This is a genomic window from Hyphomicrobium sp. (assembly GCF_036262015.1).
In the GTDB taxonomy this organism is placed as follows: Bacteria; Pseudomonadota; Alphaproteobacteria; order Rhizobiales; family Hyphomicrobiaceae; genus Hyphomicrobium_C.
This window is the reverse complement of the sequence record NZ_DATAJR010000011.1, coordinates 108,857-123,325: the sequence shown is the minus strand read 5'-3', so window position 1 is coordinate 123,325 and position 14,469 is coordinate 108,857. Positions and strand designations below refer to the sequence as shown.

Sequence of the window (14,469 nt, the reverse complement as noted above, 5' to 3'; positions counted from 1 at the left end):
CGCAGCACAATCAGAGCGTAAGTGGACAGTGTGCGGGGTCCGGTTAATCGGCATGCGGCCGGGCTGCCTTCGTTGCCATCCCCGTGCGATTCGAATCGCGATTCGCGCCCCCGTTAAGGTTCTCTTAACTCGTTAAGGGTTACCTGGAGAGGGTAGTCAGGGTGTGTGGCATGTTAAGTTCCTTGCGTAAATGTCATCTAATTCGCGGCGTCGAGCGCGCAAAGGTCGTTTCGATCTTTGCCTCCACCGCAGTATTGGCGGGCTGCAGCGCGGATGTTGCGCGCTTCGATCTCGGCAGCCCCGAGGGCGCTCGCTCCGGATATGCTTCGTCCGGGACAAGCGGCCGCCCCTACAACTCGGAGTATGGCTCGGCGGGTTACGATCGGCCTGCGCCGCGCGGCAACGATGTCGCGCGCTCCGATTTGCCTCCGACACCCCAAGCTCCGCTCACGACGGCGGCGCTCCGTCCGGAGCAACAGCCGCCGTCCTACAACAACAGCTACGGTCAGCAGCGTCAGCCGAGCTACAGCGCCGCGCAGCAGCAGCCTGCCTACGCTCCGCCTCAGGGCGGCTATCCGGCTGCGAACAGCTCTCCCAATAGCTATTCGGGCGGCAGCCCAGGTGGCTATGCCGTTGCTCCGCCTGCGCCTGCCACCGCTTCAGGCGAAACGGTCGAAGTGCGCCCCGGCGATACCCTCTATAGCCTGTCGCGGCGTCACGGCGTTTCGGTCAACGCGCTCAAGTCGGCAAATGGCCTAACGTCCAACGGTCTGCATCCGGGCCAGCAGCTTCGTCTCCCGGCACCCAGCTCGACGTCGGCTTCCGCCAGTGTCACTGCTCGGCCGCCGCGTGAGAGCTACGAGGCCACTCCCGCTGCGCCCGTACAGGCTGCCGTCGAGGCTCCGTCCGAGTGGAACCGCACGTACACCGTGCGGCAGGGCGATTCCCTTTACGCCATTGCGCGTCAGAACGGCGTGAAGCTCGCCGATCTCGAGCGCTACAACGGTATCGCGGACTCACGGAAGGTGAAGCCCGGCACGACTCTGAAGCTGCCCGGCAATGAGACGTCGGCACCGGTCGCAAGCGCCTCGCCGCCGCCCGCCTATGCGGCACCCGAGCGCGAGTTGGCTCAGCAAACTCCGACACCGACGCCGGGTGAAGTTCGCCTTGGCGAGGTGACGCCGCCGCCTGCTTCATCCGCATCGGCGGCACCATCCACGCCGCAGCAGCCGACCTTGCTCAACGGCAATGGCACCGCGGCCCCCGAGCGCGTTGCCAAAGCAGAGACACCAGGCTCGGCCAACGATGCCGTCTCGCCATCGAATGCTCAGGTTTCGGGCTCGGTCGCAGGATCGCGTTTGCGCTGGCCGGTTGCAGGCAAGATTATCAGCGGTTTCGGACCGCGTCCGGACGGCACGCATAACGATGGCGTGAACCTGGCTGCTCCTATGGGCACCGATATCCACGCGGCAGAGAGCGGCGTCGTGGCCTATGCGGGCGATGAGCTCAAGGGTTACGGCAATCTCGTGCTGGTTCGTCACGACAACGGTTGGGTGACTGCATACGCGCATGCCGACGAGATCCTCGTGAAGCGGGGCGATCAGATCAAGCGCGGCCAGGTCATCGCGAAGGCAGGCCGTACGGGACAGGTTGATCAGCCTCAGGTGCATTTCGAGGTGCGCCAAGGCCAGAAGCCGGTCGATCCGACTCCGTTCATGGAACGCCTCTAGGATCTACGAAATTTGAATGCGGTCGGCGGGGCGCAGCGGTTGCTGCGCCCCGTATTTTTTAGATCGGGAGAGACTTACCGAGGCGGCCGGCAAGATCCTGAGTGAACTGCCACGCAACACGGCCCGAGCGTCCGCCGCGCGTGATGCTCCATTCGAGCGCTTCACGGACGAGGTTTTCGCGCGAGATCGGCAGATCGAAATAGTCCGCGTAGCCCTGCACCATGGAGAGATAGTCCTCCTGGCTGCAGTTGTGAAAGCCGAGCCACAGGCCGAAGCGATCCGAGAGCGACACCTTTTCCTCGATGGCTTCCGATGGATTGATGGCCGTCGAACGCTCGTTGTCGACCATCTCACGCGGCATCAGATGGCGACGGTTCGACGTCGCGTAAAAGAGCACGTTGGCGGGGCGTCCCTCGATCCCGCCCTCAAGCACGGCCTTGAGGGACTTGTAACTTGTATCGTCGCGATCGAACGAGAGGTCGTCGCAGAACACGATGAAGCGATGGGGAGAGGCACGCAGCGTCGTAAGGCATGCCGGAAGCGTAGCGATATCCTCGCGATGGATCTCGATGAGCTTCAACCCCAACTTGCTGTCTGCTTTGGTAAGCTGCTCTTGCACTTCGGCGTGGACAGCCTTCACAAGGCTCGATTTGCCCATGCCGCGCGCGCCCCATAGCAGCGCGTTGTTGGCCGGAAGGCCTTTCGCGAAGCGTCGCGTGTTGTCGAGCAGCTGGCGTGCCGAGCCCTCGACGGCTTTGAGAAGTACGCGGGGCACGCGGTTTACAGCGGGAACGGCCTGGAACGACAAGGTTGCCGCGTGCCAAACGAACGCATCGGCTGTTTCGAAATCCGCGACTGGCGGTGGCGGAGCTGCGAGCCGTTCCAGGGCGGCGGCGATGCGGTCCAGGCGGGCGGAGAGATCAGTGTCGTTGCTCATAATCGGCTTGGCCTTGATTTTCTGACGGTTTCCGGTGGGGCATCCTAGCGTGGACCGGCCTCCGGCGTCGTTCGACGCCTCTATACCTCAGTAGAGGCGGAGGGGGCCAGATTGCGCTGGAGCAACGTTTCCGTCCCGTTCTCCAAGGGTTGCAAAGCGTTGCCCGGGCACTATAGTCGCGGCCGATCTCAGGCGGACGAGCTTGCGGAGTTTTCCTCCGTCGAGGCTGGCCGCGATTTGCGTTATCGCACCCTATCAGACGCTCCGACGAGGACCTGTTTCCCATGTTTATTTCTTCGGCCTACGCACAGTCAGGCAGCCCGATGTCAGATCCGTTCAGCGGTTTGCTCATTCCCATGCTGCTAATGGTGCTGATTTTCTATTTCCTCGTCATCCGTCCGCAGAACCAGCGTCAGAAGCAGCACAAGGAAATGATCGAGCGGGTACGCCGCGGTGACACAGTCGTCACGTCCGGCGGCTTCATCGGTAAGGTGTCGCGCGTGCCAGAAAACTCGGATGAGATTGAAGTCGATCTCACTGACACAATGAAGGTTCGGGTCCTCAAGAGCACGCTGCTCGACGTTCGCTCCAAGAGCGAGCCGGTTAAGGACGCCACCGTCACGAAATAAGCCACGCATCTGGAAGGCGTGCTGGAAACGGCGCGTCTTCTCAAGGAAACCTTCTGGAGGGGTTCGCTCCGACATGTTGCATTTCGAGCGCTGGAAGATCTTCGCAATCGTTGGAACGATCTTCGTCGGCTTCTTGTTCGCGCTACCCAACTTCGTGTCGAAGGAAACGCTGGCGAGCTGGCCGAGCTGGCTGCCGAAGCGGCAGATGCCGTTGGGGCTCGACCTTCAGGGCGGTGCACATCTGTTGCTCGCGCTCGACGAGAAGGAACTCAAGACCGATTGGCTGAACAACCTTCGCGAGGATGCGCGCAAGACCTTGCGAGACGCGAAGATTGGTTTCTCGGGCATCGGCGTCGCGGGCGATGCGGTGCAAGTGCGGCTGGTGAAGCCGGAGGATACCGATCGAGCGATCACCGAGCTCAAGAAGCTTGTACAGCCGATCGGCAATCCCCTCCTGGGAACCAGCGGCAGCGACAGCGAAATCGAGAAGGGAGCCGAACCGGGGCTCGTCCTGATGCGTCCGACCTCGTTCGGCATTCAAGAGCGGCTTTCGCATGCTGCGGCTGCATCGATCGAAACGATCAATCGTCGCGTCAACGCGATGGGCACGGCGGAGTCCACGGTCGTGCAGCAGGGACGCGACCGCGTTCTCGTGCAGTATCCTGGCTTGTCCGACACCAAGCAGCTCAAGGAGCTGATCGGCAAGACAGCAAAGCTGTCCTTCCACGCCGTGCACCCGTCGATTTCAGTGGAGGAAGCCAAAGCTTCGCGTCCGCCGATGGGTTACCGCATCTATGACGCGGACGAGAAGGAAGAAGGTTACCAGTCGGCCTACGTTCTGGCTGAAACGCCGGTCGTGCAGGGCGACGATCTCGTCGACGCGCAGCCGGGCTTCGACCACCAGACGAACGCGCCGATCATCAGCTTTCGCTTCAACCAGTCGGGCGCGCGCAAGTTCGGCAACTTCTCGAAAAATCATGTCGGCGAGCCGTTTGCGATTGTTCTCGACGACAAGGTGATCTCGGCGCCTGTGATCCGCGAGGCCATTCTCGGCGGCTCCGGCCAGATCTCCGGCAATTTCACCGTCGAGTCGGCGAACAATCTCGCGATTCAGCTTCGTTCTGGCGCGCTGCCGGCCAAGCTGACGATCGTGGAAGAGCGTACAGTCGGTCCGTCGCTCGGCGCCGATAGCATTGAGTCCGGCAAACTCGCCGGCATTGTCGGCTTGGTGGCAACCGTTTTTCTGACCGTTTATGCCTATGGCACGTTCGGCGTGTACGCGGTCATCGGCCTGTTCGTTCACGCCGTGCTCATTCTGGCGCTGATGTCGATGATCGGCACCACGCTCACGCTGCCGGGCATCGCGGGTTTTGTGCTCACCATCGCCATGGCGGTGGACGCCAACGTTCTGATCTATGAGCGCATACGCGAGGAATTGCGCGCTGGGCGAACCGCGATTGCGGCCATCGAAAACGGCTTCCAGCGGGCCTTCGTCACGATCATCGACAGCCAGCTCACGACGCTCGCCGCCGCCGTGATCATGTTCTGGCTCGGCTCCGGTCCGATCCGCGGCTTCGCCGTAACTCTGACACTGGGCATTCTCACCTCGGTCTTTGCCGCTGTCACGGTTACGCGTTTGCTCGTTGCGATGTGGCTCAAGAACGCGAAGGGCAAAGGCCGCGCGATTACTGTTCCGATTTAAGGAAGGGCAGCTCCCATGTTCCTAGTGCCCGACTTCAAGGGTCACGACTTCTTCCCGCACGGCACGATGCTGCCGTTCATGAAGTACAAGAACCTTTGCGTTGGCCTCTCAATCGTAATGATGCTGCTGTCGCTCGGCATCATCATGGTCAAGGGCTTCAACTACGGCGTCGATTTCAAGGGCGGCTCGCTGATCGAAGTGCGCGCCAAGTCGGGTTCGGCGGACATCTCTGCAATGCGCGAGCAGCTCGATGCGCTGGGCGTAGGCGAAGTGCAGATTCAGAGCTTCGGTTCCGATGCCGACGTATTGATCCGTGTCGAACAGCAGCCTGGAGAAGAAGAGGCGCAGCAGGACGCCGCGAATAAGGTTCTCAGTACTCTGGGTGATAAATATGAGCAGCGGCGTATCGAGGTCGTCGGGCCAGCGGTGTCCAGTGAGCTTAGGACGACGGGCCTGATCGCCGTTCTTGCCTCGATTGCGGCCATCGTTCTCTACGTTTGGTTCCGGTTCGAGTGGCAATTCTCAGCGGGTGTCGTGATAGGGCTCTTCCACGACGTGCTTGTGACCGCCGGCATCTTCTCGCTGTTTCAGTTGGCCTTCGATCTTTCGATTGTCGCGGCGCTGCTCACTATTCTCGGGTACTCGGTCAACGACTCCGTGGTCGTCGCCGACCGCATCCGTGAGAATTTGCGCAAGTACAAGAAGATGCCGTTAACCGAGCTGTTGAACCTCTCGATCAACGAGACGCTTTCGCGCACAATTTTGACCGGTGTGACGACGATCGCCGTGCTGCTTGCGCTGTTTTTCCTTGGCGGTGATGTGATTCAGAACTTCACGTTCGCGATGCTGTTCGGTGTTTTGATCGGCACGTACTCGTCGATCTTCATCTCGGCACCTTTGATCGATTACCTCGGCATCAAGCGCGACTGGAGCGACGAGCCGGCGAAGGCAGGGGCGGGCGGCGCAGCCGTGCGCCCCTAGTCCGGCGTACGGCGACCCGTGGCCGCGCGTGCACATCTTCCCCAGCAGGTCTCAATCGAGGCGTACGGCAACGGCGGCTTTCGCTTCGGAGGGATGAGCCATCGTGGCTCCATCCTGTGTTTGCCGTCGGGAATTTGGGAATGGCCGGTTGCGTCGCTCGAGGCTCTCGATCGCGCGGCGCTGGCCGATGTGCTGCCCCTTGCCGGAACGATCAACTTCCTGATCCTGGGGACAGGTCGAGCCCTGGCCCGGCCGTCGAAAGACGTGCGAGCGGCTTTGGAAGAAGCCGGCCTGTGGCTTGAGATCATGGATACCGGTGCGGCAGCGCGGACCTACAACATCCTCCTTGCCGAAGGCCGTCCCATTGCGGCAGCGTTGATCGCTGTCGACTAGGGGGACGAGATGGATGAGGCAACACCTGTACTGGAAGCGGCGCGCACTCATGGCCGAGACCGCTACCTGTCGGCGCTGCTGGCGCCGGCCGATGCTCAACAGGATCTCGTCGTTCTTGCGGCCTACCTTGGAGAACTGGCCCGTATTCCGTTGAGCACGCGGCAGGCGGAAGTCGGTGAGATCAAGTTCCAGTGGTGGCGGGATGCGCTTTCTTCTGGCGCAACGAGCGGGCATCCCGTGGCAGACGCCGTACTTGCGCTCGCGGAACGGAAGTCCCTTTCCAGCGATCTTGTACTGGCTCCGATAGAGGGCTATTCCCGCGAGCTTTATGAGGATGGTATTTCAGACGTCCCGGAACTGTCGCAGTATGCGCAAGAGACGGACGGCGCGGCTATTCGCCTTGCACTTGCCATAGCTGAAGATGACGGAAACAATTCTGCCGAGCCGTCCATCGAGCCGGCGGGACGTGCACTGGCTCTTACGCGTCTCGCGCTTACGCTTCCGCAGCACGTTGCACACGGGCGCCTTCCACTCCCGGTCGACTTCATAGAGCAAGCTGGAGATCCGCGCTCTTTGGGCCCTGTAGAGGCTTCTGCAGCGGCGCGGAGGCTATCCGAGTTGCTCGCGGACGGCGCCATACAGGAGCTGGCCACTTTTCGGGCAGGGCAGCAGAACCTGGCGAGAGGCGCATTCTCCGCATTTTTGCCGCTTTGTCTGGTTGAGCCTTATTTGAAGGCGGTGCTCAAGCCCAAGCGAGACGTTTTGCGCGACGCTGCTGATATTTCTCCACTTTCACGTGTCATGAGACTGTGGTTCGCTCATTGGCGCGGACGTGTGTAGCTTCGGCTCCGGCCGCGAAAGCAATCATCGGGATCCTGCTCGAATGGTTCGGTTTTACGCACGGCACCTCTTCGTCTCCTTCATCGCGTCGTGCGCGATGATGGTTGGCATTGCGGCGGCGCAGTCTGTCGGTACGCCGCTGCCGCCTATCGATCAAGAAACGCCGGACGGCTTTCGCCAGTACGAGGGTGAGCCCGCGCAGCCAGGCGTTGAGCCCCAACCGGCAGTGCCTCAATTTCCGCAGACGACCCCGCGCGCGTCAGTTGGCGACGCGATCGATCCGTTGCTTGCGCCCCGCACGTTCCCGCAAGCGCCGCCGGATCCTTCTCAGCCCTTTCCGCAAGACGCTTTGCCGGACACGGCGCAGCCTGCTGCTCCCGGGATTGACGGGCTCTTGCCGCTCACGTCTGTGGAGATCGATTGGCGCGTCGAAAATCCTTTCCGCTTCTTCGCTGACGCCAAAGATACCGAGGTCCATCGCGCTACGTACCTGTCGCTTTCACCCGAGCAACGGGAGGCCGCACCGGTGCTTGCGAGCGAACACGCGCTCGCGCGGCGCCACGAAGCCGGATGGGCGGAGACCATGTATCGCAAGACCTGCTGGGCAGGCCGGCGCAATCGCCACGTTTGTCCGGACAAGAGTGACTACGTGAATCCGGATCGCCATCGGGTCATCGTCTCGCTCAAGGGCATGACCGAGCCGAACGTCGATTGCCGATGGATCACATCCGAGCTTGGCCCCAGTCCTGGCGCTGAGAGCGCCGTGACCCGCCCCTGTGGGGAACCGATGACATTCTCCGCACCTTATCCCGCGGGGATCGGTGTGCGCGTCGAGGTTGGCGGCATCACGGTCGCGTCGACCGAGATCAAGGTGCGAGACATTTTCGTCGTCGGGATCGGCGACAGCTTCGGTTCCGGCGAAGGCAATCCAGACGTGCCGGTGCGGTTCTCGCCCGAGCGCACGGTAGAATACGGCAAGGGCGGCGGGGCCGACGATCTCACAGGATATCCGGCGCGCGCCGGTCCGTGGAAGCAGGTGGGGGATGACGCCTTCGTCGAAGGCAACGCTCGCTGGCTCGATCAGGCTTGCCACCGGTCGCTCTACTCGTATCAGGTGCGCGCCGCGCTCGAGCTTGCCGTCGAAGATCCACATCGGGCCGTGACGTTTGCGGGGTTCGCCTGCTCGGGTGCCGAGGTCACGTGGGGCCTGTTCCTGCGCTACAAGGGCAACGAGTGGGTGCCCAATCCCCCGGACCTCTCGCAGATCTCCGCGGCAGCGGATGCGCAATGCGGCAAGCGGGATGCTCCCGTCGTGGACATGCCCGAAGCCTATCACATGAACGGGATCATCCCGGAGCTGCAGGGTGGTCTTACTCTTTCGAAGTGTCCGCCCAACCAGGCGCGCAAGATCGATCTGGTTCTCTTGTCGGTTGGCGGCAATGACATCGGTTTCGCGCGTCTCGTGGCGAACGCGGTACTGTCCGATGAATCACTTGTGCGCAACCTCGGCGGTTGGTTCGGCCAGGTGCACGGCAACAAGGAAAGCCAGGAGCTGCTGACGCGTCTCGATCAGCGCTACAAGGCCATGAACCGCGCTATTCATGGCATTCTCCATGTGCCGTGGGACGAGAGCGATCGCGTCATCCTCACTTCCTATCCGCCGTTCGCGCTGCTCGACGACCAAGGCAACATGTGCCGCGACGGCTCGGCTGGCATGGAGGTGTTCAGCGAGTTCAAGATCACGCAGAAGGCCGCGCTTTCGAGCTCATGGCTCGCCGACAAGCTCGATCAGATCATGAAGAAGAGCGCCGAGCTGCATGGCTGGACGTTTGCCGAGGATCATCGCAAGACATTCGTCGGGCGCGGGCTGTGCGCGGGACATACGAATGGCCTTGGGCCACTGGTCGACGATCTCCGGCTACCGCGGCGACACGACGGTGTTTGGAAACCGTACAACCCCGCGCATTACGAACCCTATGCCGCGCGTCTCAGGTGGTTCCGCACGCCGAACGACGCGTTTCTCACCGGCAACTTCCATGTGGCTGGCTCGGTGGTGCAGAAGGTGCTCAAGCTGCAAAGCTTCTCGTGGTTCCAGGTTCTGCTCGCATCGACCTATTCGGGGGCCTTCCATCCCACGGCAGAAGGCCATGCGGCGATTGCGGATTCCGTCGTTCTGCGCGCGCGCGCCGTACTGCAGCGGCACGGCCAGCAGTCCGCGGCCGTAGCGACCCCGGATACCGAGACGCCGTGAGCTAAGCTAGCGAGTGGTATCCGGAAATCACTCTGCCGCTTCGCTGCCGAACTGCAATTCGGACAGCCGGGCATAGAGTCCGCTGCGCTGGATCAACTCGCGGTGTGTACCGCTTTCGACGATGCGCCCGTTGTCGAGCACCAGGATGCGGTCGGCATTCTGGACCGTCGATAGGCGATGTGCGACCACGATCGTCGTTCGGCCTTTGGTGAGGCTTTCGAGGGCGCGCTGCACGGCCACTTCGCTTTCGGTGTCGAGGGCGCTGGTCGCCTCATCCAGCAGCAAGATTGGGGCGTTCTTCAAGATTGCGCGCGCAATGGCTATGCGTTGGCGCTGGCCGCCCGAGAGTGATACGCCGCGTTCACCGAGCCGCGTATTGTAGCCTTGCGGAAGAGCGCGGATAAAGCCGTCGGCTTGTGCGGCTGTTGCCGCGCGGATGATGTCAGTCTCGGAGGCATTCGGCGTGCCGTAACGGATATTCTCGGCGACAGTATCGGCAAAGAGGGCGACTTCCTGGGGCACGAGAGCGGTCGTTGCGCGCAACTCGTCCAGTGCGACGGTTGCGATATCGATGCCGTCGATGAGGATCTTTCCACTCGTCGGATCGTAGAAGCGCAGGATCAAGTTGAGGATCGTAGATTTGCCGGCACCGGACGGGCCAACGAGGGCGACGCGCTCACCGGGTGAAACCCGGAACGAGACGTTGTCGAGGGCCGAGACGCCCGGTCGCGCTGCATATCCGAAACGAACGGTGCGGAACTCGATCTCGCCTTTGACGGGTTTCGGCAAGGGCATCGGGTTCGCAGGCGATTTGATCTCGGGCTCTATCGTCAAAAATTCGGTGATGCGTTCGGCGGCGCCTGCGGCTTGCGTCGTCTCACCCCACACCTCCGAAAGCTCGCCGAGCGCAGCGGCAGCCAACACTGCGTAGATGACGAACTGGCTGAGGCGCCCGCCGGTGATTTCGCCGCTGATCACGGACGCGGAGCCGTGCCACAGCACAGCAACGATGCTCGATACGACGAGAAGAATGACGAGACCTGTGAGGCCCGCGCGTGCCAGCATGCGCTCGCGCGCGGCGGAGAACGAGCGCTCAACAGCGCTCGCGAACCGTTTGGCCACTGCGTCCTCGTGACCGAAAGCCTGCATCGTGCGCACGGCGGCGAGGTTTTCGGCTGCGTAGGCTGAGGCTTCCGCAAGGGTGTCCTGCGCGCGCCGCGATAGGCGGCGGACAACGCGGCCGTAGCCGATCAACGGCAGCACGATGACGGGAATGGCGATCAGAACCAGAAGCGAGAGGCTCGGGCTGGTGATGATCATCATCGTCAGCGCGCCGACAAGCATGATGAGATTGCGAAGGGCTTGGGATATGGCCGATCCCGCGACTGCTTTGACCTGGGTCGTGTCGGCGGTCAGACGGCTCATCACTTCGCCGGAATGCGTCCGTTCGTAGAAATCGGGACCGAGACGGGCAAGGTGGGCGAAAACGTCGGCGCGGAGATCGGCAACAACGCGTTCGCCCATCCAGTTGACGAGGTAGAAGCGGGAGGCACTTGCGACCGCAAGTATGAAGCCGATGACGATCATCATCATGAAATACTGATTGATCATCGCGCTATCGTGGGCGCCAAAACCGTGGTCGATGATCCGGCGTACCGCCATCGGCACGGCCAACATGGCCATCGCCGAAACCACAAGCGCTACGGCTGCGCCTGCTAGCTGTGCAGGATAGCGCAGGAGGTAAGGCTTGAGCGCAAGAAGGGGGCGCAGCGAGCGCCGTCCCGAGGCGGCGTCCTGGCCGTCTGACGATAGGGGGCTCGCAGCCTCTTTGTTTGCTGGCGCGGGCGTATTTTCAGTCGAATTCAAGACTTGGTCTTTCGCGTTGGGCTTCCCTAGAGCGTCCGCTTTGCTTCCTACTTGGGACGAACGGGCGAACACGCTCAATCCCTTACTTAATAGCACCCGTTCGGGGCTAATATCTTCCGGACCATGCTTGACATCCGGCCCCTGCGTCAACGTCAACCGGCCTTATGGCGCGGAATGCCGCGTTTTAATCACGGGAGGCGAGCGCTAACGCCGCATTTGGCGGCTTTGCCCCCGGTAAGTTACCGCAAGGGCGCGTTTTTTCGACGCTTGTGCGGCTGGGGCATCTCGATTATAGAAGCGCATCCAGAAATTCGGGGTCGTGCCGTGCCGGCATCCCGCCGCTCTCGGGGCGTGCTGTGCATTGTTTCGTGCAGCTTTGGACCCTCGGCCCCTCAATAAACGAGCACCGGTCATGAAAAAAGACGCCGAACTGCATCCCGACTATCACCAGATCACGGTCAAGATGACCGATGGCACGCAGTTTGTCACTTACTCGACCTACGGCAAGGAAGGTGACGAGCTGCATCTCGACATCGACCCCACATCGCATCCCGCTTGGACGGGCGGCGATCAGCGCCTGATGGACCGTGGTGGCCGTCTGTCGCGCTTCAAGAAGAAGTTCGAAGGCTTCATCAAGGAGTAATCGTAGTTGGGCGGTTGCGCTCTAGGTCCATCCGCCCATCGATTACTGAAAGCAAAAAAGCCCGGCTGAATGCCGGGCTTTTTTGTTGGGTGGACTAGGAACTACTCAGCGCGATGCGGCGCGGCGCAAGCCGCTCGAAAATGCGCGCTCCAGCGTGCTGATCTGATTGGCGACCGGATTGATGGCCGATGTGTTAGCGCTGGCGTCGACGGCTTGCGGGATCATTGCGCGATCAAGCTGAACAATTCGATCGTGGAGCATAAAGCTCGCTTCGATCAATTCGCGCAGTCCTTTCGGAAGCTCCTCAAATCCCTTGGTGTGAGCGGGACGTCCGAGCGTTTGCAGCTTGACGCGGGCCCGCTTGGCTTCGGCTTCTTGTGTGGTGATCTCGCCTTCCTTCAAGGCGCGGCGGATCAACAACCAAGAGGCAAGCTCGAGAAGCCGTGTCGTGAGACGCATGCTCTCTGTCGCATAAAGAACGGTAACTTGACTCGGAAGACCTTTGGACTCGCGGCGTCCATCGCCGTCGAGATAGGCGGCCGACCGCTCGACGAGGGCCATGCCCTCGGAAAAGACGCGATCGAACTGCTCGGAAGCTTGAAAACGCTCTCCGAAAGAGACCGTTTCGCCCTTGCCTGCGAACAGGCTTTCTACGCTTGAACTATTGCTCATGATACGCTTCGACACAAACGCCTACTGTTTAGTCATCATAGCATCGATTGATCCTAAGAGGCCAGGGTTAAGAAAGTTGGCCAAGAAGGGGACAACGCGACGCGCGGAAGTCACACAGACATCTGTGCAAGACCCGCGCCGAAAAAAATGAGCCGCCTCGCGGCGGCTCGGAAGTCAACAGGGAGGCGTCAAACAGGGTGGCTAGGCACCACCCCAGGATCCAGATGTCTGGATGCGGATGACTTTACGCCTCGATCCCTAACGAAGGCTTAACGAATGGCGATTTCGAATCGATGCCGCGTTCACGTTTGCGAGCGGGATCATCGTGAACACAATGCGCCAAGTTGGGACAGCCGGGACGGTGCGGGCGAACTCGAACGTTAGGGAAGGGATTGGGTGCGCGATGCGAGCACCTTGTCGATGCGCCGCCCATCGAGGTCGACAATTTCAAAGCGCCAGTTGTTGATGTCGATGATTTCCCCGGTCTTGGGGATATGCTGGAGGTGAGCCAGCACGAACCCGGCTACGGTCGCGTAACTCCGCTTCTCAGGCAGGACAATACCGAGCTGGGCGCCCATTTCGTCGGCCGGCATGGACCCCGCGAGGAGCCAGGACCCGTTGGCACGCTGGACTGCGTTCGGATCCTCTCCCTCCGACTTGAAGGCGCCGACGATCGCTTCCAGAACGTCGGCCGGCGTGACCAAGCCCTCAAAATGTCCATACTCATCATGAATGAGGGCGATCGGTACGTCCGCCTCACGCAGGATGCCGAGCGCATCCAGCGCATCCATGGTTTCCGGAATGATCGGCACTTTGTGGACGTACTTGCGGATATCGAGCGGCTCCCCGGCGAGGATCCCGGAGAGGATCTCGCGTGCGCGAACGACGCCGATCAGGGCGTCGACGCTGCCTTCGCCGACAGGAATCAACGAGTGCGGCGTCTCGATGAGCTGTGTCTTGATCTCTTCGTCGGTGGTCGCAATGTCGATCCATTCGACGTCAGTCCGCGGCGTCATCAGACCGATGACCGTGCGGTCGCCGAGGCGCATGACGCCGGAAATCATTTCGCGCTCGTGCGTTTCGAGAACGCCCGCCGCTTCGGCTTCCGAAATGAGGATGTTGATTTCTTCGTCGGAGACCGCGTTCTCGCTGGGTTCTGATTGGCCGAGGAGGCGGAACACGAGCCGCGTCGAGGCATCGAGCAGCCACACGACAGGACGGGCCATGGCAGAGAAAGCCGTCATCGCCGGCGCGACAAGGCAGGCAATGACTTCGGCATTGCGCAAGGCGAGGGTTTTCGGCACCAGCTCGCCGGCGATCACCGAGAGGTAGGTGATGACGACAATCACCGTGCCATAGCCGAGCGGCGTTGCCACACTGTCAGGCAAACCTGTATCGCGTAGCGCGGATGAGGCGTAGTCGCCGAAAGTTTCGCCTGAGTAGGCACCGTTGATGATCCCGACCAGCGTGATGCCGATCTGGACAGCGGACAGGAATTTGCCGGGATTCGCCGAAAGCGCGAGGGCGCTGTGGGCGCCCGCCCGACCGGAGGCGGCCATGGCTTTGAGCCGTGGCTGGCGGGCAGACACGACGGCCAGCTCCGACAACGCAAAAAGTCCGTTGATGAGGATAAGAGCGAGAACGATGAGGAGTTCGGTCAAGGTGTTTGCGGCCGGCTTCGCCGTTCGTGCGACTTTTCGGAGCTAAAGAATTTGCGTTCCGAACGCACGTTTGCGTTGTGGCCACTCCAAAGTTTCGGGGAGCGGGATGCTAGCTGCGTGCCCTTCCCGGGTCAATGTAGGGGCTTTGCGGAAGCGTGAGACCG

12 protein-coding genes are annotated in these 14,469 nt (G+C 61.5%); 8 read left to right on the top strand and 4 right to left on the bottom strand.

Features of this window, described 5'->3' with window-relative positions:
- Positions 1-170: 170 nt before the first annotated feature.
- Positions 171-1,730, top strand: a complete 1,560-nt coding sequence (locus VHO05_RS19960; protein ID WP_329648389.1) for a peptidoglycan DD-metalloendopeptidase family protein — start codon at positions 171-173, stop codon at positions 1,728-1,730.
- Positions 1,731-1,788: 58 nt separating this feature from the next.
- On the opposite strand, the gene VHO05_RS19955 is transcribed toward VHO05_RS19960, so the two are convergent.
- Positions 1,789-2,667, bottom strand: coding sequence for an ATP-binding protein (locus VHO05_RS19955; protein ID WP_329648388.1), 879 nt, complete (start codon positions 2,665-2,667; stop codon positions 1,789-1,791).
- A 284-nt stretch (positions 2,668-2,951) separates the two neighbouring features.
- On the opposite strand from VHO05_RS19955, the gene yajC reads away from it, so the two are divergent.
- The 6 genes from yajC (at position 2,952) to VHO05_RS19925 (ending at position 9,463) form a co-directional block, all read left to right on the top strand.
- Positions 2,952-3,296 carry a preprotein translocase subunit YajC gene (yajC, locus tag VHO05_RS19950; protein ID WP_329648387.1) on the top strand — a complete coding sequence of 115 codons (345 nt, stop codon included), beginning with the start codon at positions 2,952-2,954 and terminating at the stop codon, positions 3,294-3,296.
- A gap of 73 nt (positions 3,297-3,369) precedes the next feature.
- Positions 3,370-4,998 (top strand): protein translocase subunit SecD, encoded by a 1,629-nt coding sequence (secD, locus tag VHO05_RS19945; RefSeq protein WP_329648386.1) that lies wholly within the window; start codon positions 3,370-3,372, stop codon positions 4,996-4,998.
- 15 nt (positions 4,999-5,013) lie between these two features.
- Positions 5,014-5,979 (top strand): protein translocase subunit SecF, encoded by a 966-nt coding sequence (gene secF / locus VHO05_RS19940; protein WP_329648385.1) that lies wholly within the window; start codon positions 5,014-5,016, stop codon positions 5,977-5,979.
- 18 nt (positions 5,980-5,997) lie between these two features.
- The gene (locus VHO05_RS19935; RefSeq protein WP_329648384.1) at positions 5,998-6,372 is read left to right on the top strand and encodes an Mth938-like domain-containing protein; all 375 of its coding nucleotides are present in this window, start codon (positions 5,998-6,000) and stop codon (positions 6,370-6,372) included.
- A 9-nt stretch (positions 6,373-6,381) separates the two neighbouring features.
- Positions 6,382-7,212, top strand: a complete 831-nt coding sequence (locus VHO05_RS19930; RefSeq protein WP_329648383.1) for a squalene/phytoene synthase family protein — start codon at positions 6,382-6,384, stop codon at positions 7,210-7,212.
- Positions 7,213-7,255: 43 nt separating this feature from the next.
- Complete coding sequence (locus VHO05_RS19925) at positions 7,256-9,463, top strand: hypothetical protein (RefSeq protein WP_329648382.1); 2,208 nt, start codon at positions 7,256-7,258, stop codon at positions 9,461-9,463.
- Positions 9,464-9,490: 27 nt separating this feature from the next.
- Here the strand turns inward: VHO05_RS19925 and VHO05_RS19920 are convergent, their stop codons facing one another.
- Positions 9,491-11,329 (bottom strand): ABC transporter transmembrane domain-containing protein, encoded by a 1,839-nt coding sequence (locus tag VHO05_RS19920; protein WP_329648381.1) that lies wholly within the window; start codon positions 11,327-11,329, stop codon positions 9,491-9,493.
- A gap of 412 nt (positions 11,330-11,741) precedes the next feature.
- Between VHO05_RS19920 and rpmE the strand changes: the two genes are divergently transcribed.
- Positions 11,742-11,972, top strand: a complete 231-nt coding sequence (gene rpmE / locus VHO05_RS19915; RefSeq protein WP_329648380.1) for a 50S ribosomal protein L31 — start codon at positions 11,742-11,744, stop codon at positions 11,970-11,972.
- A gap of 105 nt (positions 11,973-12,077) precedes the next feature.
- On the opposite strand, the gene VHO05_RS19910 is transcribed toward rpmE, so the two are convergent.
- Entirely contained in the window at positions 12,078-12,644 is a 567-nt protein-coding gene (locus tag VHO05_RS19910; protein ID WP_329648379.1) for a DUF1465 family protein, read from the bottom strand.
- A gap of 380 nt (positions 12,645-13,024) precedes the next feature.
- The gene (locus VHO05_RS19905; RefSeq protein ID WP_329648378.1) at positions 13,025-14,305 is read right to left on the bottom strand and encodes a hemolysin family protein; all 1,281 of its coding nucleotides are present in this window, start codon (positions 14,303-14,305) and stop codon (positions 13,025-13,027) included.
- Positions 14,306-14,469: the final 164 nt, after the last annotated feature.

Bases quoted from the DNA above. Each gene is read 5' to 3' on its own strand.
- VHO05_RS19960 (WP_329648389.1), top strand. From the start codon at position 171: ATGTTAAGTTCCTTGCGTAAATGTCATCTAATTCGCGGCGTCGAGCGC.
- VHO05_RS19955 (WP_329648388.1), bottom strand. From the start codon at position 2,667: ATGAGCAACGACACTGATCTCTCCGCCCGCCTGGACCGCATCGCCGCC.
- yajC (WP_329648387.1), top strand. From the start codon at position 2,952: ATGTTTATTTCTTCGGCCTACGCACAGTCAGGCAGCCCGATGTCAGAT.
- secD (WP_329648386.1), top strand. From the start codon at position 3,370: ATGTTGCATTTCGAGCGCTGGAAGATCTTCGCAATCGTTGGAACGATC.
- secF (WP_329648385.1), top strand. From the start codon at position 5,014: ATGTTCCTAGTGCCCGACTTCAAGGGTCACGACTTCTTCCCGCACGGC.
- VHO05_RS19930 (WP_329648383.1), top strand. From the start codon at position 6,382: ATGGATGAGGCAACACCTGTACTGGAAGCGGCGCGCACTCATGGCCGA.
- VHO05_RS19925 (WP_329648382.1), top strand. From the start codon at position 7,256: ATGGTTCGGTTTTACGCACGGCACCTCTTCGTCTCCTTCATCGCGTCG.
- rpmE (WP_329648380.1), top strand. From the start codon at position 11,742: ATGAAAAAAGACGCCGAACTGCATCCCGACTATCACCAGATCACGGTC.
- VHO05_RS19910 (WP_329648379.1), bottom strand. From the start codon at position 12,644: ATGAGCAATAGTTCAAGCGTAGAAAGCCTGTTCGCAGGCAAGGGCGAA.